This window comes from Thermogemmatispora argillosa, from assembly GCF_059696725.1.
The window spans coordinates 3,812,079-3,834,947 of the sequence record NZ_AP019377.1; the positions used below are offsets into that span (position 1 = coordinate 3,812,079).

A 22,869-nucleotide genomic window follows, 5' to 3' on the forward strand; every position below is an offset into this window, starting at 1 on the left:
CCAAAGCAGAGGGCTGCCAGCCTGGCCAGGTTGGCCTATGCAAGCCCGAGATGGTAAGGCCACCCTTCAGGCTGATTTCTCATGCTCTGATACGGATTGAGATGCTGACTGGCTGGAGGGTGGCGCAAAATGAATTTCCAGGGCCTTATCGACAAAGCGCGCTACCGTTGCCTCCTGGCTAGCCAGCACGGCAGGCAGAGGAATATCGCGCTTGAAATTTCCAATCTCAATAATCATCTCATCTCCTTTTTTCGTCATGAGCACCTTTTCCAGCTCGACATGCGGCAGAGGGAGGCGCAAAACATAATGGCCATCTTGCTCAATGACCTCCTGGACAGGCCCACGATAAAAGACCTGCGTCGGGTCCTGCTCGCCAAAGATGGCCTGTGCCAGCTCGGCCAAGCGCTCGATCCCCAACGGCTCCTGAGCGTAGTAGGGAGCCTCCCAGACCGGCAAAGGCGCAAAAGTCTGCTGGATATGGCGGCGCAGTCTCTCTTGATTCTGATACATCTGCTGCATAAATTGATCCTGATAGGAGCCGGGGGGCAAGACACGATTGCAGACCACGCCGTCGATAGGATAGCCGAAGAGAGCGAGATAGGTTTCGGCGCGGAGCGCCTCCTTAATCACCATGCGCTCCGGGTTCACAACCGGACGATAAGAACTAACGGAGGGGTCGCTAAGCACGTTGCGGAGAGCCTGGACGCGCTCGCTCAGTAACTGAACGGCGTCCAGCACCTCTGCTGAAGGGAGGAAGGCCTTAATCAGGGGGCGTGCCAGATTCAGCGTGCTCGCCTGCAGGCCAGCGATACGCCCGGCATACCACTGGAAAGTATCGGGCATGCTCAGCAAACGCACTGTCTCGCCGGTTGGTGCGGCATCAATCACGACGACCTCGAAAGCGCCGTCGCGGGCATTGCGATAGATATTGAGCAGACTGACGATCTCATCCATACCAGGGATCAGCGCCAGCTCCTCAGCCATAATACTATTCAGCCCCTGGGCCCGCAGGAGGCTGCTCAGCGTGCTCTGCAGTTTCCCCCAGCTACGCCGCATCTCATCAAGCACATTCACCTCTTGGGCCCACAGCTGGGGAGCCACTTCGCTCGGCTCTGAAGTCAGAGGCTGCCTCAAGCAATCGGCGAGACTATGGGCCAGATCAGTACTCACCACCAAGGTACGTTTGCCAAGCTGGGCCGAGCGCACCGCTGTAGCGGCGGCCACCGTCGTTTTCCCCACGCCACCCTTGCCGAGATAGAGAATCATTCGCATAGGAGAAACCTTCTGTTCCCTCGTCGTATGTGCTGTCCTTATTATATGCTTTCAAAAGCCCAGTCTGGAGGCGCGAGGTATCTATTCTATAGGGCGGCCCCTGGTCAGACTGTCTTTTGCTGCTTTCAGCCATTACTACGTTGGTAGCGGGGCCAGGTTAGAAGGAGATAAGAGGGAGAAAGCAAGACGGCGAGCAGGCTGCCGTGCAAAAACGAGCTGGCAGCCAACCCGCCGGGCAGAAAGCGTCTATCGTCACGTGCCTGCTCTCTGGCGCGGTTGCCCTTCTCTATCGTAGCGCCTATCGCTCTCTAGAGGACAGGCCGAGAGAGAAGATCGGGATAACCAACCGGGGAGCAGGTGGACGAAATACATACGTTACAGCTCAATTTTGCCGCGGAGGAACAGCATCTTAATGAACTCCAGACGGCGCACAATCTCCATCCGATCGCTGCCGCCGCTCTGATACCACTGGCGCAGCCAGAGCAGAGAAGTAACCTCATCCTCAGTAAAGCCCTGGCGGATCAGCGCCTCGTCCTCATCCGCCACATGACTGATCGTCGTGCCATAGGGTGTTTCAGGTTGCCGTTCCTCGTCGATCCTGGGATTCATCATGCTCTCTCTGTCCTCACGTTCAATCGCTCGCTCGCTCACTCGCTCACTCACTTACACTTAGACAAACGACATTCGTGCACAGCCGAGCCCCTATCCCACTTTACCCACCCTTGTGCAGGTGCGGAGACCGCTGTTACCCGTCAATTACGGAGAGAGAAGAGCAGCAAGCGGTCAAGCTTCAAATAAGGTGTGACCTGAGCATCTGCACAAGTCCTCTCATTTTATAGTAACGCTTTCCATCGCTCACTTTGGCATTTCCTCAGTGACCAGGGAAAGCGGAAATAGCAGGCGCGGCTCTCTGCCCATTGGCCTGGGAGCGCCCAAGCGGCGCACCGCGCAGCCTCTAGCAATTCTCGCTCTTATTACGATTGAGGCCCCGCGCAGGTTCCATCTCGGGAGGCGATGGACCTGGGAAAGAAGCGAGGGATAGGAGCACTCGCCTCCGGGCCTCAAGCCGGCCGGCCGGCCAGGCAATCGGCCAAACTGTAGCAGGTAACAGACAAGCAGGCGAGTAAACGACGGCCTGAGAAGGCAGAATAGCAGAGGCAGAGAGGAGTGAATATGCTATAATAGTTGCCGGGACTGGAACAGCTCAGGAGCGAGGAGTGGCTTTAAGCCGCACTTCACTTCTTTTATCCGATCCTCTCCTCTTATACTCTTATCTCACAATATCATAGGAAGTTGAGGGGTGAATTATGCATTTGATGAAGCAGATGCAGGCACAAAACTGGCTCATAGATTTCCGCGGAGGCACGCGAGCCAACATGTACCGCGTGCACAAGACCGTTGTCGCCACCAAGTCGCCGTATCAAGAGATCCTGATACTGGACACCTTTGGCTTTGGGAGAGCGCTCTTTCTCGATGGCATTCCGCAGTCGTCGGCCCTTGACGAACACATCTATCACGAAGCGCTCATCCATCCAGTCCTGATTGCGCACCGGCAGCCCAAGAAAGTCTTTATTGTTGGAGGAGGAGAGGGGGCCACGCTACGTGAAGTGCTGAGGCACAACACAGTTGAGCGAGTTGTCATGGTAGACATTGACGACACGCTTGTGGCCCTGGCCAAAGAGCACCTGAAGGACTGGCACCAGGGAGCCTTTGACGATCCACGCGTTGAGCTGGTACATGCTGATGCGCGCGGCTATCTAGAGAAGACCAGCGAGACCTTTGACAGCGTCATTGTTGATGCCACCGATCCGCTGGAGGGCGGGCCGGCGGCCCTGCTCTTCACCGCTGAATTCTTCAACCTTGCCAAGTCCCGGCTCAACCCAGGCGGGACCTTTGGCATGCAGGCCGAAGCGACAGACATCGGAGTATGTGAAGCTCATGCCTCGATCATCAAGACCCTGAAGCAGTGCTTCAAATCGGTGTTTTCCTATCAGACGATGGTCACTTTCTTTGGCCTGCCCTGGGGCTTTGCGGTGGCCAGCGACGAAGACATTGCCGCGCGCTTGACGCCCGAGGTCATCACAGCGACCTTACAAGAGAGAGGATGCACCAATCTCAAGTTTTATGATGTTGAGTCGCACCAGCACATGTTTGCCCTGCCAAAGTACGTGCGGGATGCCATTGAGGACCCGAACGTAGGCATGATTATCCGGGACGACCGTGTCCTTGTAGTTGAATAGAAAAAACGCCCACCTGAGCCATGCCCCGCTCGGCTTCGGCGCGGGGCATGGCCGTGAGCGTTTTCTGCGCCGAAGAGCCGACCCCACCCACAGGGATGCTCTCCTCCCCTCCCTCCTCTCTTACCCTTTCCTTCCTCCTCCCTTCCTTCCTCTCTCGCACCATCGCGACGACCCGTCCCTGCGGACAGGCAGGTGGATAGCGGGCAGGCGGACAGGTTTGGTGGATAAGTGGAGGGCGGAATTAGCGGGCGAGCCGGCGAGTTTCGACTTTCCCTGGCTCGAAGAACGAGACAAGCGCGGCGTGGATGCGTTCAGCGGCGTCGGAGTTATCCCGCTGATAATTGCAGATGTAGACCTCCAGCGTCGCGTAGCCCAATTCTGGCCAGGTATGGATAGCAATATGAGACTCAGCCAGGGCGATCAGGCAGGTGATACCGCCCCCATCGAACTGATGACAGAAAGCTCCCAGTTGCGTGAGATTGTGCTCTTTCGTCATCCTAGAGACGGCTGCACGCAGCTTCTCGCTATCCAGCTGAGCCATCAGGTTCTTGTCGCACGAGTACAGTTCCGACAAGATGTGCTTTCCAACCGGAGGGGGTGCCATCGATTCAGAAACGCTTCCTTTCCTGAATTAATGTACCACTTTAATTAGCCCTGGTCGGTGCAACCAAACTCTATGTATCGCCAAAGCGATATTGTTGAGGTGCGTTGGTGAAAGCAGATATATCAGCCCAGATGGCTCCAGGGCGTTTTGTCACAGCGGCCATACTAGTTTAGCATATTTCTTCCCCCATGACAATGGCTGGGCTTTCGGCTCTCGCTGGCGGGCGCTTACTGCCTCTAAGGGCCTCTCGTGCGCGTTGAGGGACTCAGCAACCTGGCAAATTCTGCGGCAAAGTGGCGGGAAAAAGTGAGGAGCAAAAAAACAAAAAGAGGCCAACCCAAAAAGGGGGCCGTGATGTTGCAAAGCTGCAGGCATCACGGCCATAGGCTGATTGGTTGCCCGGTGCTTGTCATTGCCGCTGTGAAAGAAGATCAAGGCACCAGCCTCCAGCCCTGCTACTTGCTTTGCTGGCTGGGCCTCTGCGTCTTTCTTGGACACATGAACGCCGAACCACCGGACCGGCCCGATCTGGTAGCCTGACCGCGGCAGCCAGGCCAGCCTGTCGGAGGCCAAGGCGAGGCGAGAGCGAGAGGCGACACCGCTCAATTGCTCACCACCGCGAGTGAGGCCTTAGCCCGTCGGCTTAAGCCCGGCGCGTGACCACGTTGGCAATGCGGCCCGGCACGTAGATGAACTTCTCCACGGCGGCATCGCCGATATAGGCCGCCACGCGCGGATTATTCAGCACCAGGCGACGAATCTCCTCCTCGGGGGTCTCGACCGGCACCTCCAGGCGCTCGCGCACACGGCCATTGACCTGCACCACCAGAGTGAAGGTCTCATCGCGTGTCAGCGCCTCATCGTACTGAGGCCAGTCGGTCAAATGGATGCTGCCCTGGTGACCGGTCATCTCCCACAGCTCCTCGGTAATGTGGGGAGCCATTGGAGCCAGCAGGTGCATCATGGTCTCCAAGGCCCGACGGTAGGTAGCGGTGCGGGCGACCGGCTCATGCTGCTGCTTCATCAGGGCATTGTTCATCTCCATCAACGCAGCCAGAGCCGTATTGAAGCGGAAATGGTGCAGATCCTCGGTGACGCGCTTAATCGTCTTATGGCGCAGGCGCTCGATAGCGCGAGTGGCCTCGTTCTCCTCCTCGCTGACCGGGCCGCTGATCCAGCTCTCCGTCACCAGGTTCCAGAAGCGGTTCAGGAAGCGCCAGACGCCTTCCAGATTCTCCGCTTTGAAGCTGCCGCCCTGATCGAAGGGGCCGATGAACATCATATAGCAGCGCACCGTATCGGCGCCGTACTTCTCGACATACTGGTCGGGGGCCTCGACGTTGCCGCGCGACTTCGACATCTTCTGGCCATCGGCGCCCAGCACCATGCCCTGATGGTACAGGCGCAAGAACGGCTCATCGAAGTGCAGATAGCCCATATCGCGCAGGGCCTTGACGAAGAAGCGTGCATACAGCAGGTGCATCGTAGCATGCTCGGCCCCACCCACATACTGATCGACCGGCAGCCAGCGGCGAATAGCCTCTTCGCTCCAGGCCTGTTTATCGTTATGCGGATCGGCGTAGCGCAGGAAGTACCAGGACGAACAAATGAAGGTGTCCATAGTATCGACCTCGCGCGTAGCCGGGCCGCCGCACTTGGGGCAAGTCGTATTCAAGAACTCTGGTTCGTAGCGCAGAGGAGACTCCCCCGTGGGCTTGAACTGGACATGCTCGGGCAGATAGACCGGCAGCTGATCCTCTGGAACGGGGACAGTACCATCCTTGGGACAATAGATGATGGGGATTGGCGCGCCCCAATAGCGCTGACGGCTGATCAACCAATCGCGCAAGCGATAAGTGACCTTGGCCTGACCGATGCCCTGCTCCTCCAGGTAGCTGATCACGCGGCGGATCGCCTGATCAGCGGGCGTGCCCGTAAAGGGGCCAGAATTAATCATCGTCCCGTAGGCAGTCTTCGCCTCATTCCATGTTGCGGGATCGCTCTCCTCCTCACCTGGAGGCAGGATGACCTGACGGATCGGCAGACCGAACTTGCGAGCAAACTCAAAATCGCGCTGATCATGGGCGGGCACGCCCATCACCGCGCCTGAACCATAGCTCAGCAGCACATAATCGGCGATCCAGACTGGCACGCGGTCGCCGCTGACGGGATTGGTCACGTAGCCGCCAGTGAACACACCCGTTTTCTCCTTCTCAGTATTCATGCGCTCGATCTCGGTCATGCGGCGGGTGCGCTCAACATAGGCCTCAACCGCGGCGCGCTGTTCGGGAGTTGTCAGGCGCTCGACCAGCGGGTGTTCGGGAGCCAGCACAAAGAAAGTCACGCCGTAGATAGTATCGGGGCGCGTAGTAAAGACAGGAATCTCGACGCGCTCGCCGTCAACCTCAGCGAAAAAGCGGATCTCCGCGCCCTCGCTGCGCCCGATCCAGTTGCGCTGCATCGTAATGGTCTTCTCAGGCCATTCGATGCCATCGAAGCGCAGCAGCTCCTCAGCGTACTTTGTGATGCGCAGCAGCCATTGCTCAATCTCCTTACGGATGACTGTACTGCCGCAGCGTTCGCATGTGCCATTAGGCAGCACCTGCTCATTGGCCAGAGTGGTATTGCAACCGGGGCACCAGTTGGCAGGGGCGCGTGTGCGATAGGCCAGGCCATGCTTATAGAACTGCAGGAAGAGCCACTGAGTCCACTTATAGTACTCGGGCTGGCAAGTCACAACCTCACGCTGCCAGTCCCATTGAGCGCCCATCATGCGCAGCTGCTTGCGCATACGTTCGATATTGGCCATGGTCCAATCGCGAGCCTGGACTCCGCGCTTGATAGCAGCGTTTTCGGCGGGCAGGCCGAAGGCATCGAAGCCGATAGGCTGCATGACATTGTAGCCCAGGCGGCGCATGAAGCGGCCATAGGCATCGAACGGCGAATAGTTATACCAGTGGCCCATATGCAGATCGCCGGAGGGGTAGGGGAACATCACCAGGTGATAGAACTTCGGCTTCGGCGAATCATCCGGCGCGTGATAGATCTGCTCCTCCTCCCAGCGAGTCTGCCATTTTGGTTCAATTACCTTTGGATCATATTTTGTGCGCGTGATCATTGCAGGTGTCCCTCCCCTGATAATCGGTCGGACCTGATCAGGCACTGCGGCCAACAGCAGGAAAGCAGAGGCAAAGCGGGCTGGCATCGTATAGACGTCTGCGAAGCCAGCCCGTGGCGCTCGCGCGATAGCGATGAGTACTGTACTGCTGCTTCACCTGGTCTGTGTGCACTCTATCGCTTGTTGTGGTCAAGTGCCCTGCATCTGCTGTGCTGCGTTGGCTCAGAAGGAGCGAGCGATGTGGCAGCCGAGAGGCAGGGTTTACAGCATAGACACGGGACGGAAGGCGACAGGCCAGGGAATGAGCGATGTCTAGGGAGCGAGCGTAGCAATAAAAAAACCTTTCATCCGCTCGGGACGAAAGGTTTTTCCGTGGTACCACCCTGTTTCCAATCACCCTTGGCAGCTTACTGCGGAGTTGAGGAGAAGTGGACCTGAGGGGACTCGAACCCCTGACCTCCTCCATGCCATAGAGGCGCGCTACCAACTGTGCTACAGGCCCATGACTTAACAGACGCTTTGAAGCATCGGCTCGTAGAAGCCGTAGAGCAGACAGCCTCTACTCCGCAGTGCCAGGTGACTGGCACTCATTCACTGCTTTAACGGGCATACCGACAGGTGCTACTGACTCCCGAGGCGTTCGCACCTGTTGCTCACAGGCGAGTTCGGTCGTGTTCCCGTATAGCCTTGCACCGACCGGCTACTCTCTGGACGGGTGAGCGACCTACTACTCCTGCTCATCGCCAGGTCTGTTCTCTTTCCGCTGCCCTTTACTATAGCACAAAGCTTTGTGATTTGCAAGGGGGGTAACCCCTTTCATCCTTACTGCCTGGAGTGAGCAGCGGGTGGAGATGAGGGGACTCGAACCCCTGACCTCGACAGTGCGATTGTCGCGCTCTACCGGCTGAGCTACATCCCCGCAGTGCCTTCGTGTTGGCAGCTAGAATGATACCACATCTGGGGGTGAATTGTAAAGACCCTGATTGCGAGGATCTTTCAAATTCACCCCCTTCGCTGAAGGAGAGGAGAGCTACGAAGGCAAGCTCGCGATAAAGTCCGCCAGGCTTTCGCGCCCATCGACGCGGATGCGCAGCAGGGCGAAAGGCCGCGTACTTTGCTGGAGCCAGCCAGTAGGGCCGGGGTCGGTCGTGGCGCCGACGTAGCCATCGCTGGCCAGCATAACGGTGACACGCGCCTGTTCAAGAGCGGTACCGTGGCGGAACGGCTCACCGCTCGGGTAGCAGAACTGCTGAATAGTGATACCGAGATGCTGCTGAAGAGTGCTCTTAGAAAGCTGCAGCTCCTGCTGGGTGAGCTGAGGGTCACCGATAATGATCCAGCCCAGGCTTGTGTGATGCACGGTATGTGAGCCGACCTGCATGCCCTGGGCGAGCAGGTCGCGAATCTCTCCCCAGCTCATATAGCCCGTGGCGCCCACCGCGCCGGTGATGATGTAGAACATACCGCTGAAGCCGTGAGCCTGCAGCAGGGGCACGGCGTAGCGATAGACATCCTCATAGCCGTCGTCAAAGGTGAGAATGATAGGATGCGGCGGTAGTGGAGCGTCGAAATAGAGAGCATTAAAGAGCTGATTAAAGGTGATAGTGTGGTAGCCATGACTTTTGAGGTAGTCGAGTTGGGCGGCAAAGTTGCGCGGCGTGACGGTCAGGCTGAAATCAAGCAGGTTATGGGTAGGAGCTGGTGACACATGGTGGTACATCAGGATCGGGACCGCGACGCTGTGAGCCGCTGGCTGTGGCGGGGGCAAGATCGGGGCCTCGGGATCAGCCGGTCCGCCGGCGAGCACGTACCAGTGTAGCTGCGCGGTGCCCTGGCCAGGACTGGCCTGGACGATAAAGGGCAAATTGCGATAGACACTCTCTGGAGCGCGGTCCTCGGGCGGTAGATTGGCTTCCTTGCTCAACGTAGCGTCAGGGGTGAGTTGCAGCGAGACCGGCACAGTCAGGACATCGCTGTAGCTCGTCATCGTTTCGGGGTCGACCCAGCGACTGAGCCGGCTGGGGAGTCCCAGACTGAAGCCCTGCAAGTTGTAATGGGCAAAGCGCTCCTGCCAGAAGTGAGCGAAAGCTTGCTCATTAGGCCAGAGGGCACGACGGGCAGGCACCAGCAGCGACCACATGGTGGTGTAGTCATGGTGCAGAAAAGCGCCCAGATAGCGCTGTGCCAGCACAACGACCTGCTGCTCATTGGCGGCCTCCTGCGGATGCTCGGCTATAAAGGTGACAGTGCTGTGTGAGGTCGGCTCTGCCCCTATGTTGCTGCCAGTCAGCAGGGCGTAGAGTCCCCAGGCGAGCACGGCACTAGCCGCCAGGAGCAGACAGAGAAGGGCGGCCAGCAGCCATTGTCTGGTCCTCGGCCGGGCCAGGCGACCGCGGCGTGGGGCATAGGGGGGCTGGCTGGCTGTAGGCACTGCTTGCTCTCCGGGAGCCGTTGAGTGTGGCTCTCTGTGAAAGGCGTACCCATGCGACTGATGATTGGAGATGTATCTCATGGCTGACAACCTGTGCAGTCTGCTCTGTTGTGTGTTCCTGCCTATAGCTGTACATGACCGCCCCTTCATTATACCAGAATCTAGGTAAAAATACCTATTTAAGAACGGCAGCTAGAGCGAACTCTGAATGAAGCGATCTGAGCGATAATGAAGTGAAGAGAGCGGTTGACAATCGTGGGAGAGATGCAGGGAGAGAAGAAAAGCTGATCTCTTGTGAGTAGTTCGGGAGAGGGAAGAAAGTCAAAAGGCTGGCCCCGCAACGGCGGGCCAGCCCGACCGATAAGTGTAGGCGAATGCCGGCGCGCGTCGGTGGGGCGCCGTTAAGCCCTTTGCCTTTGGGGGCATAGCGACCCGGCGTGCAACGTGCTTGCCAGGGAGGCAAGCAGAGCGGCTACGCGCAGGGAATCTGTCAGGTCTCTAAGGAGGAGGCGCAGCCAGCCGGGGCTAGCCCTGCTTCTCCTGATGGCCGCCGAACTCGAAGCGCATGGCCGAGAGGAGCTTATCGGCGAAGTCCGCCTCGCCGCGGGAGGCAAAGCGCTCATAGAGGGCGGTACTGAGCACGCCAGCGGGTACGGCCTCATCGATGGCGGCCTTAATCGTCCAGCGTCCCTCACCGGAGTCGGAGACGCGCCCAGCGAACTGACTCAAGTCGGGGTCTTTGAGCAGAGCGTGGGCGGTCAAGTCAAGCAACCAGGAAGCGATGACGCTGCCGCGGCGCCAGAGTTCCGCGATATCGGCCAGATTGAAATCATACTGATAATACTCAGGATTGCGCAGAGGAGTTGTTTCGGCATCGATCTCCTCGGGATGCTTGCCGATATTAGCGTGGCGCAAGATATTGAAGCCCTCAGCGTAGGCGGCCATGATGCCGTACTCAATGCCATTGTGGACCATCTTAACGAAGTGGCCGGCGCCGTGGGGGCCACAGTGCAGATAGCCATGCTCGGCGGTTCCGCCGACCTGCTCGCGTCCAGGAGTACGTGGAGCGGCCTGCACGCCGGGCGCGAGGGCCTCAAAGAGCGGTTCGAGTCGCCGAACGATCTCGCTCTCGCCGCCGATCATCAGGCAGTAGCCGCGTTCGAGGCCCCAGACGCCGCCGCTTGTACCGACGTCCAGGTAGTGGATGCCATGTTCCTTGAGCAAGGCGGCGCGGCGAATGTCATCCTGATAGAAAGAGTTGCCGCCGTCGACGACGACATCGTCAGGGGAGAGCAGCGGAATAAGCTGTTCCAAAGTAGCATCGACGGAAGCGGCGGGAATCATGAGCCAGACGATGCGGGGCGTTTGCAACTGCCCGACGAGTTCGGCCAGAGAAGTCGCCCCAGCCGAGATAGCCCCCTCTTTCAGACGCTTCTCAACTGTCTCAGCATGGCGCGCGTAGCCGATACATCTATGGCCGGCACGTTGGAGCCGTAGAGCCATGTTGGCCCCCATGCGTCCAAGTCCGATAAGACCAAGTTCCATGTAGCGATCCTTTCTGTCTTCTCTTCTCTAGCTAGCGAAGAAGTAGTTATGCTCCGGGATGCAGAAGGCGAGACGGGCGCGGCGCATGCTCTCTCTGCTCTAACGGCGGGCAGCCAGGTACTATGCCAAGGAGGGAGCAGCGCAGCGCTGCCTGTCCATCGCTAAGTGTACCATACAGGCGCGGGGAAATGAAAAGAGGGAGGCTCGCGGTCGCCTGAGCTGGCGCAGGGAGCAAGGCAAGCAAAGCGATAGCGCGCGGAACGGGGCGGGAACAGAGCGAGCTATACCCCGTCTGCTTGTTGATCAGTCAGCCTGTCAAAGCTGGTCAGGGCTACAGGGGGGGTGGACACGCTCCACTGGCTGGGTGGCTTGCTTGTCCCGTGGCAGGTGTGAGGATCAGGTAAGGCTGCCTGCCGTCTCCTCTTGGGACTGGGACAAGAGCATGCCCAGGCCAGTGGGATCGTGACCAGGTGGGAGAAGGCGCTCTCGCGTGCGTTTAGGTTAGCCTAACTGCTGCTGGGACGCTGGCGCGTTCGGCGCATCAGCACATAGCCGGTTTCCAGGATGGAAAAGATATCAATGCCAAAGGCGTAGAGCTTCATGCGCGTGCGCGACAGCACATTGCGTACTGGGCGCATCTCCTGATCCCACACCCCTTCAGCCTGGGCCAGGCTCAGGCGCCGCCGACAGCGCTCTACCTCAGCGTCGGTGATGTGGCCATTAATAAAGCTGGCCAGCAGAACTTCGTAGGGGCAGTAATGTGGGTAGGCCTCAAGTAAGGGCAGCAACACGCAGATTTCGCTATTGGTGAATTGCTGTTCAGCGATGAGGCGAGGCAGCCCCTCTTCACAGGCGAGCTGGGCGAGGGTGCCTAGTGTTAAGTTGAGGGCAAGTAAGTGATGGGGAGGGAGCAAATCGCGCAGCGAGAAATGGCGTATCTCGGCTGCTGCTTCTTGCAGGGGACGCGGGGATGCTTTGGTCATGCGCAGAGAGGTTTTTTGCATGGCACGCTCCTTCTGGATGAGATAGCTGCTGACCGATGATAGACCGACTGCAGAACCCGAAGTGAACCCGCGCCAAGCCGGAGGCCTGCTATGGCTTTTGACGGCCTGGTTGTTCATGGAGCGGAGCGCCCGGGCCTTTCCCCTCTTCCCGCGTCAAGGCCAGCGCAGTTCGTCGCCGGGCCGCGGACCCCTCTTCCGCTGGCGCTCGCTGCTGTGCCGGCTGGCGAAATGGCTGCTACTCAGGCAGCAGCAGATACTGCGCTGCTCAAAAGCTATACTTGTGCAATAAAAGAACGCTCCTTTCCTCTCTGTGCTTTCTCTCAAGCACTCATGCTTTTGGTCGCTGCTCTCTACAGATGACGAGCGAGCGGCGTGACAATCAAATTGGCTCTGGGCAGCACCATTGCTGTGACTAAGCCAGCGCACCGAGGCGCCGGCCTGCGCCGTAGCAAACATCACCTGCTTCGATAGGCACTATACAAAGAAACACAAAGATATTCAATGTCTGATATATTTCGCTCCTTCCATATTTTACAGTACCAGATAATCACCCAAAAATCAATACCTGAATTGGCTTTTCTGCGTCTCTTGCCAGAATAACATGGCCGTTGGTCCATCAGGGGAGGATGGCGGGCGCCACGTATGGGATATTCTGGCTATTCACCCCCTATTCTGCCAGCAAATTGCCGGATTCTGTTCCATACTCCTTTCGGTATCAGCTATTCAGAGCCGGAACACAGCTAGTCTCTCAAGAGAGAGCTATCTCTCTTCAGGCCTCTATACCTCACATTTACTCTTCCATTCCTACTAGCTCGGTTCTATTGATCCCACAAGCAAGTAGTGGAAGGTTCCTATTGCTTGTGATATATGAGGCAAGAGAGATAGTAGCTCTGAGAAAACGAAAAACTTTCACTTCATAGGAAAGGTGCGCTTCAACCATGCAGAAGACCGCCCTGCCGGCCTGGTTCGGCGATGCGCGTATAGAAGCCAGTGCGGACATCGTCATCGTAGGGAATGGGATCGCCGGCCTGACAGCTGCCATTGAGGCTCGTCGTTTGGCGCCTGAAGCCACGATTCTGGTTCTGACGGAGCAGTGCTATCCAACGATTCACACACCGGCATTGCGCCAGATTCTCACTGGCAAGGTCAACCGGAAGCAGTTGCTGGCCTATCCCGAGGGGACAGAGCAGGCGCGGGGGATCAAGGTAGGAGTAGCGCGAGTTGAGGGGATCGACGCGCTTGAGCGGCGGCTGCATATCGCCCGTGGGGGAATAATCCACTATGGAGTACTGCTACTGGCGACGGGGAGCGTTGCCCGTGGGCTACCGAAGGATCTGCCTGGTGCTGCGCTAGATGGCGTTCTGACGCTGCATCGTCTACCCGACTATCTGGATGTCAGGCGCCGGCTACGGGAGGTCCGCGAGGTGGCGGTGATCGGTGGCGGTGTGCATGGAGCCGAAACTGTCATGAGCCTCTTGCACATCGGCAAGCGCGTTCACTGGTTTATTCGCGGTTCCTACTGTTTGCCGCGCCTGCTCAACCGGGCTGCGGCTGAGCTTGTGCTGCGGCACGTGGAGCAGGCGGGGGCGCTAATTCATCTGGAAAGCGAGGTGATAGGCTTTCTGGGGAGCGTGGGGGAATTAGCAGCGGTTGCCACGGCTGACGGACGTGTCGTTCCGGCCCAGCTAGCGTTGATCTGCACAGGAACGCGCCCCGCGCTTGATCTGGCGACGCGCTCCACGCTGCCACTGGTCTATGAGGCGGAGCAAGGCATCCTTGTCGATGAGCGGCTCTGCACCAGTGTCCCGGCCATCCTGGCCGCGGGCGATGTAGCGGCCTGGTGGCATCCTCTCTGCGGCTCCTATCGCTCGCAGCCGTCCTGGCATGCGGCTGTCCTTCAGGGACGAACGGCAGCGGCGACCATGACGGGGCGGCTGGCGACCCATGTCAGCGAGGTGATCGGCGCTCCCTGGCAGGCGACGCGTCTAGGTTCGCTCTCGATCCTGGCCGTTGGCGCTCCTTTAGCGGAGGCGGCGGAAGTGAGAGTGCTGACGCGGCATGGGAAGCAGAGCTACTCTCGCCTGGTGCTAGCGGGTGAGCGTCTCATTGGCTATCTCGCTTTGGGGAGGGCCCAGCCTGATGCTTTGGCGATCAAGCGCCTCATCGATGAGGCGCTGCCGGTGACGGCGATCCAGGATGCGCTGCTCCGAGGTACCTTTGATGCGCGCGCCTACTTTGCACAGCTTCGCTCGTCTAAGCTCTATACCCTAACGGCGCCCGGGCGGCTGGCGGAGCGTACATTGGCGACCTCCCGGTGTGCGCCTCCTCTGTCTCCTCCGCCAGGCACAACGGCTGCGGCAGTGGGATGGCAGCAGCCGTCTCAGGGCGGTGAACCCTTCCTGCAGGGAAGCGTATCAAGAAGGAGGCCCCAAACTGAGCCACTACGGAGATTGATCCCTGGGCAGCAAGCTGCCGATGTGGGCAATGCTGCCAGTGCTGAAGCTCTTGCTGATGTGTACGCCTGGAGGCCTGAGCTTGAGCCGTTGTCGCAGCGGCTGGCGTTACCGACCTCCTGGCCCCAACCAAACCCGCATCCGGTGCGGTGTTATCAGTAGCCTGGCCTGAGCGTCAGGTGTGGGCTTGCTACTCTCTGGAGCGATGCAATCCTTCTTTTCAAGTTGACTGGGAGAGGCCGGAATGGCCGGCTGGTCGATCAGTCCACTGGCCCTAGCTAGCGAGCGCTAGCTAGGGCTGGCTGCCCTGAGTGAGCTGGCCATCCGCGCGAGGGTCTGGCGAAGCCGTCGCGCGCTGGTCAGGGATCGGTCGCTGAAACATCCATACATCAGGGGAGGATGATCTGTATGCTGTGTCCGCGTTGTCATGCTCAGTGGGATGGGGAGAGGCAAGCCTGTCTAAGGTGTGGCTTTGGGCTATCAGGGGCCGATGGCGGTGATGGAGGCGAAGCGGCTCGCCGGATAGGCCAGGGGCAGCCCCGTTGGCACACGGAGCCTCAGGTCAAGGCGCCGCGCTTGAATATTCCGCGAGTGACTCCCTTCTCTGAGGGACAACAGCCATCCGTTCCGCCGGTGTTGGTTAGTGAGGGGGCGCCTCGCCAGGCGCCGACGCCGGGCCCTCAGCGACAGCGGTCCTGGCAGGGGCGGGAGAGCAAGGGTCGCAGGGAGCCTGTGACGCTGGATGATCAGCGTCGTACGGATGGGCCGTTACACGGTCAGGAGCGCGCTGGCGGGGGAGTAAAAGCGCTGCGCGCGGGAGAGCTGTTGCAGGGTGGACGCTATCGCCTGGGCGAATGCCAGGGGCGCCATGAATGGTTAGCAGGAGCTTACGAGGCGTTTTGGCTGGCCAACGATACCCGCCGTGGTGGGGCGCCGGTTCGTATCTGTGAGTTTGTGCTACCGCGTGAAGATCGCCGCCTGCAGGGCGCATTAGTGCGTTCGGCGGCTGCTGCGCTCCATACTGCGGGGCGCCATACTCAAATTCCCACCTTGCTCGATGTCTTCTCAGAGGCGGAGCGCGATTTCTTTGTCTTCGAGCACACTGAAGGTGAGTCCTTACTACTTCGTCTGCGCCGGCGCGGGCGTCCTCTCAGTGAGCAGGAGGTGGTCGAGTGCTGTCTACAAATGGTGGATATCCTGGAGTTTCTCGCCAGCCAGACACCGCCTATCGTTCATGGGCTGATCCGGCCTGAGTACATTATCGCTGGTCGTGCGCGTGCGCACTATGTGCTCACGGGGTTCTCAGTCATGCTGGCCTCGGGGGCTACGCAGTTCGTGACGGGCATGGCGCGTTCACAGCTCTCGCCCTATACTGCGCCTGAGCTAAGTCACGGCGTCATCGATACCCGCATTGATCTCTATGCCTTGTTAGCTACGGCCTATCACCTGCTGACTGGCTGCCCGCCGCTCAGGAATCAGGGGCGTATTCCGCCTGCTCGTCAATTGAATCCGGCGCTCAGTCCGGGGCTGGAGGCGATTTTAAGCAGAGGCCTTTACTCGGGACAGGGTTTACGGCCAGATCTGTCGCAGCGCTATCAACATCCTGCTCAGCTACGTCAGGCGCTCATGGAACGGACGACGCAGGCACCGGCCCCGATTCAGGTTGCGGAATCCTTCTCGCCCTCTCCCCAGCCAGCGGGTTCTGAGTCGCGTTCCTCCTCTGCGCCTGCTCCTACGACGGAGCCGCTAACGGATACCTCTGAGGACCCGCTTCGAGACCATCCCCTGCTGCAATCGCTTGTAGCTTCTGACCCTTTCCAGCGTGAGGCGTCGCTGTTGCCTGCTCCCGAGGAGCTGCCACCTTTGCCAGATAGCAATGATTATCGGCGCGTGCTGCTTTGGGCGTTCACCTTGTTTCTCTCACTGGCGCTAACCATTGCGCTGGCGCGTGGCTGGTTTTGATAGGAAGCATGAGGCCCGACTTGGAGTGCGGAGCCGGGCCTCCTTTCCGTTGTCCTGAGTAGAGTGGCTGCTGCTGATCTACCAGGCAGCCACTCAGGCCGGCAGCTCTCCAAGTTGTAATACATCGAGGGTAGCTCCGCAATCGTTGAGGATAGCCGCGGCCTCGCGTTGATAGTTGAGGGCCTCGGCCTGGCGTGTAGGGCGATGCTGCAGGAGCATCTGCGCGTAGGCGGCGAGTGTGCGGGCGTAGTAGAGCCGCATGCCTCGCTCCTGGAAGATTTGCAAGGCCGCTTCAAAGTAGTGCTCTGCGCGTCTATGGGCCTCGCTGGTATCTGCGCGGGCAAGAATACGGGCGAGCAAGGCCAGGGCCTCGCCCTGCACGATGATCATGTCTGCAGCCCGGGCCTGTTCGAGGATGGCCTGAGCCTGGAGCTGCGCGTGATGGTGCTCACCGAGTAAGAAATTGACCTCAGCGAGAGTCACTTTCCCCTGAGCTTCGACATCGGCGGTGATGCCTGGCTGGGCTAGAGCGAGCTTCAGAGCGGCGCAGGCTCGTCGTAGCAGACGTTGAATTTGCTTGTCTGTCTCGTGTTGCTGGGGCTTGGCGCTACTCTCCTGGGAGAGGCTGGCCTGCAAAAGACGGGCCTGGTCAAGGCGCAGGCGAGCCAGGGCGACCAGGGCTGAGCTGACGCAGGGACTGCTTTTGATGGAGCGTCCGATGGTCAGGGCCTGATAGAGGGCCTGGGCGGCCTCGCTCAGCTGACCGCGGGCCTGCAGAATGCTGGACAAGTAGCCGTTCCAGTAGCTCAAATAGACCTGGTCTTTTCCTTGCTCGCCTTGGGCGATCGCCTGTCTGAGATGGCGCTCAGCGTCGCTGAGGTCACCTGTGCGTTCGGCGAGAATGCCCAGGTTGCTGAAAACCACGGCCATCAGCGGCAGGTCCCCCACTTCATCGGCCAGCTCCAGGGAGCGCCGACAGTAAGCGAGAGCTTCCTGATGGGCGGCGCGGTGGAGCAGCACATGGCCGATGTTGCAACAAATGTGGGCGATTTCGCGCTTATGGCCGAGTTCTTCGGCGAGCTGGAGAGCGACTTGCAGATGCTGCAGAGCCTGCTCATGGCGTCCGGTGTTGATCTCCAATGTGCTTAAAAAGCGGTGGGTGCGGGCCAGGCCGATGGGGTCACCGCTGATCAAGGGAGCTGCCGGTCGGCTTTCTAGGGCGGCTGGCCTTTCTTCGCTGCTGGCCGGGGGCGAGACTGGCGAGCGCGTCGGGAAGCTGCGCGCGTAGAGCGCCTCGAAAAGCCGGAGCGCCTCTTGTCCCTCCTGGCGTGCTTCGCTATAGCGGCCCTCATCGTTATAGATATAGCCGCGCAGATAGCGCAGGGTGGCCCAGGCCATGCCATCTTCGACGCCAGCGGCGCGCAGTCTGGCGGCAGCCCGGTCGCAGTAGTCGTGTGCTCGGGCGAAATCGCTCATGTAGAACCAGGTGCGGCCAATTTCGGTAAGCAGACGCGCCTCAAGCTGAGTTTGATAGAGGGGGTCGCTCTGGCTAGTGCCCCGGCCTTCCTGTGCAACATCTAAGGCACGCTGATAGAGCTGGCAGGCCTCAGCGTAATGGCCCTGGATACGGATGCATTCGGCCAGTCTCCCCAGAAGATAAGCGCGGCGATCATAGGGAAGGACGGACGGGCCATTGTCGGACATGGTGGGGCCGCCGAGCTGAGGAAAATGTTCAACTGCGATCCGATAGAGGCGGGCCGCCTCGGTGTAGGCAGAGAGGGCATAAGCGGCTTCGGCTGCCAGCGAAGCGTAGTGAATGATTTGCTCTGGATGGCCCCCGCCGGCCACCAGATGATAAGTAATCATTGCGGCCCCTTTCTCTTCATGGCCAGCATAGAGGCGGCGCAGGATCTCTGCGGCGCGCCGGTGGAGTAGAACGCGCTTCATAGCTGACATGCTCTCGTATAGATGGCTTGCCAGCAAGGGATGCCAGAAGTGGTAGCTAATATGGCTACCGCTGCTTGTCTCAGTGAGAACGCCAGCCTGCAGGGCCTCATCTAGCAGATCAAGAACGCGTTCTTCATCGAACGGCTGTGGGTCGCTGGCTTCCAGAGCGCAGAGGGCTTCAAACTCGAAGGAGCCGCCGAGAATAGCGGCGTCGCTGAGCAGGCGGCGGCAGTGACGACTGAGCCGGTTGAGACGCATATCGAGGACGGCGGTGATCGTCTCGGGCAGGCGTTGCAGGCTCGCCTGGAAGCTGCCTTCAGTGGGGGAGAGGAGTTGCATCTCAATACTGCGGGCCAGCTCCTCGGCGAAAAAGGGATTACCAGCGGCGTGCGATTGGATAAAGCGCAGGGCGGCTGGCGGCATATGGCTGACGATCTGGGCGATCTGCTCATCGGTGAGCGGTGGCAGATCCAGCGTGATCACGCCGTGCTCGCGCTGCAAATGGGCAATAAGGGTTTGGAGCATAGTATTAGCGGCCAGATCGCTATCGCGACAGGTGCCGATGAAGAGCACCGGATGACCGGCGAGACGGCGCACCAGGTAGCCGAGCAACTCGCAGCTACTGGCGTCGGCCCAGTGTAGATCGTCCAGCACGAGCAGGAGGGGAACCCGTCTGCTGACACGCGTGAGCAGTTCTTGCAAGGCCTCTTTGAGGCGCTGCTGTTCCTGCTCTGGCGGCAGCGGCAAGGGGGGCGGCAGGATCTCGTAGAGTTCCGGCAGGATTGCCCCCAGGGGCGCGTAGAGGTCGGGATGTTGTCGAATCTCCTGTGTGAACCAGAAGTCGTGTGCCGTGATACTCCGCAGTGGCTCGATCCAGAGCCGGTAAGGGATGGTGCTCTCTTGCTCGTAGACGCGGCTCCAAATAACGGTCCACTGGCGTTGCAGGGCCTCGCGGCTGAGTTCTTCAGCAAGGCGAGTTTTGCCGAGACCGGGGGCGGCAACCAGGACAGCGTACTGCGGTTGGCGCTGCGTTGTCGGGGACAGGGTGGCAGTGGCGCCATTGCGATTGGTGCCGGTGCCGGCGGTGGCGGAGGTTAGCCGCTCCAGTGTGGTGGAAGCGAGCTGCTCAGTGGTGATTAAGAGTTGCCGTAAGAGGCTGAGCTCCTGGTCGCGTCCGACGAGAGGGCTGCGGTGAGCGCGCCCGATTTGGGAGGCGGAGGCGCTCTCTCGGGCGGGAGCTGGCTGGCTCGGCTGCTGCGTAGCGGGTGCGGGCCGTGGCCGAGAGAGGGAGTGGTTGGCACAAATAGCCTGGTAGAGGGCCTGAAGAGACTCTGAGGGTGCTCCTTGAAGGGAAGCGAGGAACTGCTGATAAAGGCGAATGGCCTCGCTGCGGCGGCGCAGGGCTGCCAGGCAGTACATGGTCAGGGAGAGGGCCTCTTCATCGCCGGGGCTGGTAGCCAGGAGGCGTTCGAGCAGCGGCAGGGCACCAGTGAGGTTATCGCGGGCAAGGCGTAGATCGACCAGAGTCAGCAGAGCCTGCCGCCAGCTCCTGCGCAGGGCTTCGCGCCTTCTGGCGAGCTGGGCGGGATAAGGCGGGACGGCCCAGCCGGCGAGCAGGTCTCCTTTGTAGAGGCGTAGGGCCTCATCGAGCAGGCTTTCGCGGAGCGGTTCGTCGCTACACTCGGAGGCGCGAAAAAGCATTTCCTCGAAGGCATCGGCATCGATCCAGAGGGTCTGCTGTCCTGCCAGGCTGAGCGTTCCCTCGCTCTCCTGAAGCAGCGCGGGAGCCGAAGAGGGTGTATTGGAAGGAAGAGCTGTTGAGAGAGCGCTGACAAGCCAATAGCGTAGATTGGCAACTGCACGTTCGAAGCGCCGGTTGGCCTCGGAGGGAGCAAGGTCGGGCCAGAGTGTGATCAGGGCCTGGTGCCGTGGAAGCTGACGGGCTGGACTGCAGATGAGGAGGGCCAGGAGGGCGCGACCGGTGGGTTGCAGGGTCGGGCGACCGCCGCGTCGAGTGGCTCGCTGTTCGTCGGCTGGCCGTTCCAGACGGAAGCTACCGAGCAAGTAGAGGCGTCGCAGGGGAGGCTGACCAGCTAAACCTGCCACAATCTCCTGTTGCTCAGTCTGGGCCAGAGCTTCGGGTGGCAGCGTGCGGCCAATGTAGGTACGTGTGGCATGGCCACCCTCGCTGCGATAGGCGTACCAGTAAGGTCCATGTCCACGCCCTTCGCGACATTTTTTACATTGTGGTTTGCCACAGAAACTATATTGACGATAATAGGTGACCTTACTGTTCATCGCGCGCACTCCTTGCCGCTACGCAAGCTTGCTGCTGAGGTCTGGATGATAGAGGTGGCCAGCAGTCTCGGATGGCCTACTGGGAAAAGTACGATCAGCAAGCGTCGCTGTGCTGTTTCGATTGATGCGATTGATAGTAAGACTAGGGACAACAAGGTAGCCTACAGGCTCCTCTTCCAGACAGGGGCCAGCTAGCGGCTGCGCAGGTTCTGGCGGGGCCTGGCAGAGCCTGCCTGGACAGGCAGGCCCGCAAGCAGGCTTGCGGGGATGGCGCTGGCTGATGGTTAGGGGTAGCTGATACGGCTGGCTGCTTGCTGGCAGCATGAGACCATCCCGCGCCTGCGCTGCTCTGGCGAGCTGGGCAGGAGAATAGGGGAGTGCTGCAGGCGTTATGCAATCGTGGCACAGGTCCCTGAGTGGGTTATCTGGCCCCATTGTTACTACTCGCATGTGCTCTGCTGCTCCCTCGTCAACTAGCCTGACTTGCCTGGCGCATAGGGCACCCTGTTTAAGCGTCAAAAGGATGAGGCAGAGCCGCTACCTGGCCTTTGGTTAGGCCTGGCCGCTCCGGTCTCATCTGTTGAACTGGCTGTGCCTGCTCACTGATGGTAGACAGGGCTGCAGCTTGGGTGTGGCCAAAGGGCGCAGGCGGGACGGACCCGCCATGACTTACCCTTCCCTGTGTGTTCCAAGAAGCCCGCACCTTGAAGCGTAGGGAGTAGTTAATCACAGCTAAGATTACCCGATAAATATCGGTGCTTCAACTTGACTGACGGCTACGACCGCTAGTAAGCGGCGTGGAGGTCAATCTCCTCATGCGAGTAACCGGCGTTTTTTATTATAGCTCATGAGGTGTGATCTGTCAGGCGAAGCTTGCTATAGGGTGGAAAGGTGTGCCAGCCAAAGATGAGGAGTTCTCTGTGGTTGAGGTTCAGGTCATTGGAGATGTGCGGTAGGGACTTTGACGAGAAGAAAGGGTCGGTCAGCGCTGCGGTTTCGAGGGGTTCAAGACCGGGGGAGGCTGACCGACCCCGTTGTATCGACAGGCGGGCCAGGCAGGTGTGGCCGGTGCGCCTGTGAGCCTGCGTGGTACTACGGGCAGGTGCCGTAGTATGTGGCGGCTCGCTGGCTTTGGCGCCCTGCCGGAGCCTGAGCTAGCTCGCCGTGTCTACGATAAGGTAAAGGTGCGCTGATTAGTCGAAGTGAGACATCAGCCGCTTCCTTTCTCAGGGACGTTACTCTGAGGGGCGAGGTGTGAGCGACCGGTTGTGAGGTCTTCACCTGGTCGCTTCCCCGCCCTCTCAGGCAAGGGTTGTTAGGGCCCGTGTGGGCTATGGGCAGTGCTGGCTGGTGCTCCCGTTGTGGGAGATCCTGCCAGGGTGACCGAAGCTGTCAGGGCTATGGCTCGCTGGGTGGGGCTACCACCCGGCGGCGCCGCTAGCTCGCAGTCGCTGGCCAGATCACCCCAGGGCCATGCCAGCAGCAGGACCAGCGTGTCTCAAGCTGGGCAACCCTTCAGCGACGCTGCAAAGCAACGCCGCTTGTGGCCTGATCAGATGGCTCTCTAGCCCAGAGAGCCATCTCAGGTGATCAAGGGCTGCTACGCCACAGGAAGTTAGGGACACTGCCCGCGGTCGTCAAGATATGCATGAATGCATGGTTGCTGACAAGCATTGCTAGACTAACTGCGATGGCTACTACCAGTGCCAACACCAAAAGGATAGTGATCAGCTGCTTCTTTTGTAGTGTGATGCTCATGAGTCTCCTCCTTCGGGGCGTGTGACGTGACAAAAAGCTAAATCTGGTTAACTGGATCTAGCATCTATGTTTCATGCTCTTCTGGAAAAGTGTATTGAAACACCTCCGATTACTTTGAATACCTAAAGACTATCGTAGTAAGCAAGCAGCACACTATCATTTCTGATGGCTAGTAGCTGCTAGAGCCTTGCTTCACTTGTTTACTTATATGATAATCGAGAGCGGGGAGAAGGTGCT

At 59.5% G+C, this 22,869-nt stretch carries 13 protein-coding genes and 2 tRNA genes; 4 read left to right on the forward strand and 11 right to left on the reverse strand.

The annotated features are described in order from the left end of the window. Positions 1 to 66: 66 nt before the first annotated feature. Positions 67 to 1,272 carry an ArsA family ATPase gene (locus AC6H1L_RS14830; RefSeq protein ID WP_497598266.1) on the reverse strand — a complete coding sequence of 402 codons (1,206 nt, stop codon included), beginning with the start codon at positions 1,270 to 1,272 and terminating at the stop codon, positions 67 to 69. Between the two features lie 375 nt (positions 1,273 to 1,647). Beyond that, positions 1,648 to 1,884, reverse strand: coding sequence for a hypothetical protein (locus tag AC6H1L_RS14835; protein WP_497598267.1), 237 nt, complete (start codon positions 1,882 to 1,884; stop codon positions 1,648 to 1,650). Between the two features lie 695 nt (positions 1,885 to 2,579). Here AC6H1L_RS14835 and speE point away from each other — a divergent pair. Then, the gene (gene speE, locus AC6H1L_RS14840; protein WP_497598268.1) at positions 2,580 to 3,512 is read left to right on the forward strand and encodes a polyamine aminopropyltransferase; all 933 of its coding nucleotides are present in this window, start codon (positions 2,580 to 2,582) and stop codon (positions 3,510 to 3,512) included. Between the two features lie 241 nt (positions 3,513 to 3,753). Here the strand turns inward: speE and speD are convergent, their stop codons facing one another. After that, positions 3,754 to 4,116, reverse strand: a complete 363-nt coding sequence (gene speD, locus AC6H1L_RS14845; protein WP_069804310.1) for an adenosylmethionine decarboxylase — start codon at positions 4,114 to 4,116, stop codon at positions 3,754 to 3,756. Positions 4,117 to 4,470: 354 nt separating this feature from the next. Here speD and AC6H1L_RS14850 point away from each other — a divergent pair, with 354 nt between their 5' ends. Beyond that, positions 4,471 to 4,656, forward strand: a complete 186-nt coding sequence (locus AC6H1L_RS14850; protein WP_497598269.1) for a hypothetical protein — start codon at positions 4,471 to 4,473, stop codon at positions 4,654 to 4,656. Between the two features lie 103 nt (positions 4,657 to 4,759). On the opposite strand, the gene leuS is transcribed toward AC6H1L_RS14850, so the two are convergent. From leuS to AC6H1L_RS14880, 6 genes are all read right to left on the reverse strand, one after another. Further along, a complete protein-coding gene (gene leuS, locus AC6H1L_RS14855; RefSeq protein WP_497598270.1) occupies positions 4,760 to 7,234 on the reverse strand; it encodes a leucine--tRNA ligase in 2,475 nt (824 codons plus the stop codon). Between the two features lie 429 nt (positions 7,235 to 7,663). After that, a tRNA-Ala gene (locus AC6H1L_RS14860) sits at positions 7,664 to 7,736 on the reverse strand. A 344-nt stretch (positions 7,737 to 8,080) separates the two neighbouring features. Next, positions 8,081 to 8,153 (reverse strand) — tRNA-Ala (locus AC6H1L_RS14865). Between the two features lie 111 nt (positions 8,154 to 8,264). After that, complete coding sequence (locus AC6H1L_RS14870; protein ID WP_497598271.1) at positions 8,265 to 9,665, reverse strand: polysaccharide deacetylase family protein; 1,401 nt, start codon at positions 9,663 to 9,665, stop codon at positions 8,265 to 8,267. Positions 9,666 to 10,190: 525 nt separating this feature from the next. After that, positions 10,191 to 11,210: a phosphogluconate dehydrogenase (NAD(+)-dependent, decarboxylating) gene (gene gnd, locus AC6H1L_RS14875; protein ID WP_497598272.1), complete on the reverse strand. Its 1,020-nt coding sequence runs from the start codon at positions 11,208 to 11,210 to the stop codon at positions 10,191 to 10,193. A gap of 506 nt (positions 11,211 to 11,716) precedes the next feature. After that, positions 11,717 to 12,214 (reverse strand): hypothetical protein, encoded by a 498-nt coding sequence (locus AC6H1L_RS14880; RefSeq protein WP_497598273.1) that lies wholly within the window; start codon positions 12,212 to 12,214, stop codon positions 11,717 to 11,719. 938 nt (positions 12,215 to 13,152) lie between these two features. On the opposite strand from AC6H1L_RS14880, the gene AC6H1L_RS14885 reads away from it, so the two are divergent. Further along, positions 13,153 to 14,829, forward strand: a complete 1,677-nt coding sequence (locus AC6H1L_RS14885) for an NAD(P)/FAD-dependent oxidoreductase (protein ID WP_497598274.1) — start codon at positions 13,153 to 13,155, stop codon at positions 14,827 to 14,829. 570 nt (positions 14,830 to 15,399) lie between these two features. Then, the gene (locus tag AC6H1L_RS14890; protein ID WP_497598275.1) at positions 15,400 to 16,629 is read left to right on the forward strand and encodes a protein kinase domain-containing protein; all 1,230 of its coding nucleotides are present in this window, start codon (positions 15,400 to 15,402) and stop codon (positions 16,627 to 16,629) included. A 93-nt stretch (positions 16,630 to 16,722) separates the two neighbouring features. On the opposite strand, the gene AC6H1L_RS14895 is transcribed toward AC6H1L_RS14890, so the two are convergent. Both AC6H1L_RS14895 and AC6H1L_RS14900 read right to left on the reverse strand, forming a co-directional pair. Beyond that, a complete protein-coding gene (locus AC6H1L_RS14895) occupies positions 16,723 to 20,874 on the reverse strand; it encodes a DUF6788 family protein (protein WP_497598276.1) in 4,152 nt (1,383 codons plus the stop codon). A 1,590-nt stretch (positions 20,875 to 22,464) separates the two neighbouring features. Next, positions 22,465 to 22,632 (reverse strand): hypothetical protein, encoded by a 168-nt coding sequence (locus AC6H1L_RS14900; protein WP_497598277.1) that lies wholly within the window; start codon positions 22,630 to 22,632, stop codon positions 22,465 to 22,467. Between the last annotated feature and the right edge of the window lie 237 nt (positions 22,633 to 22,869).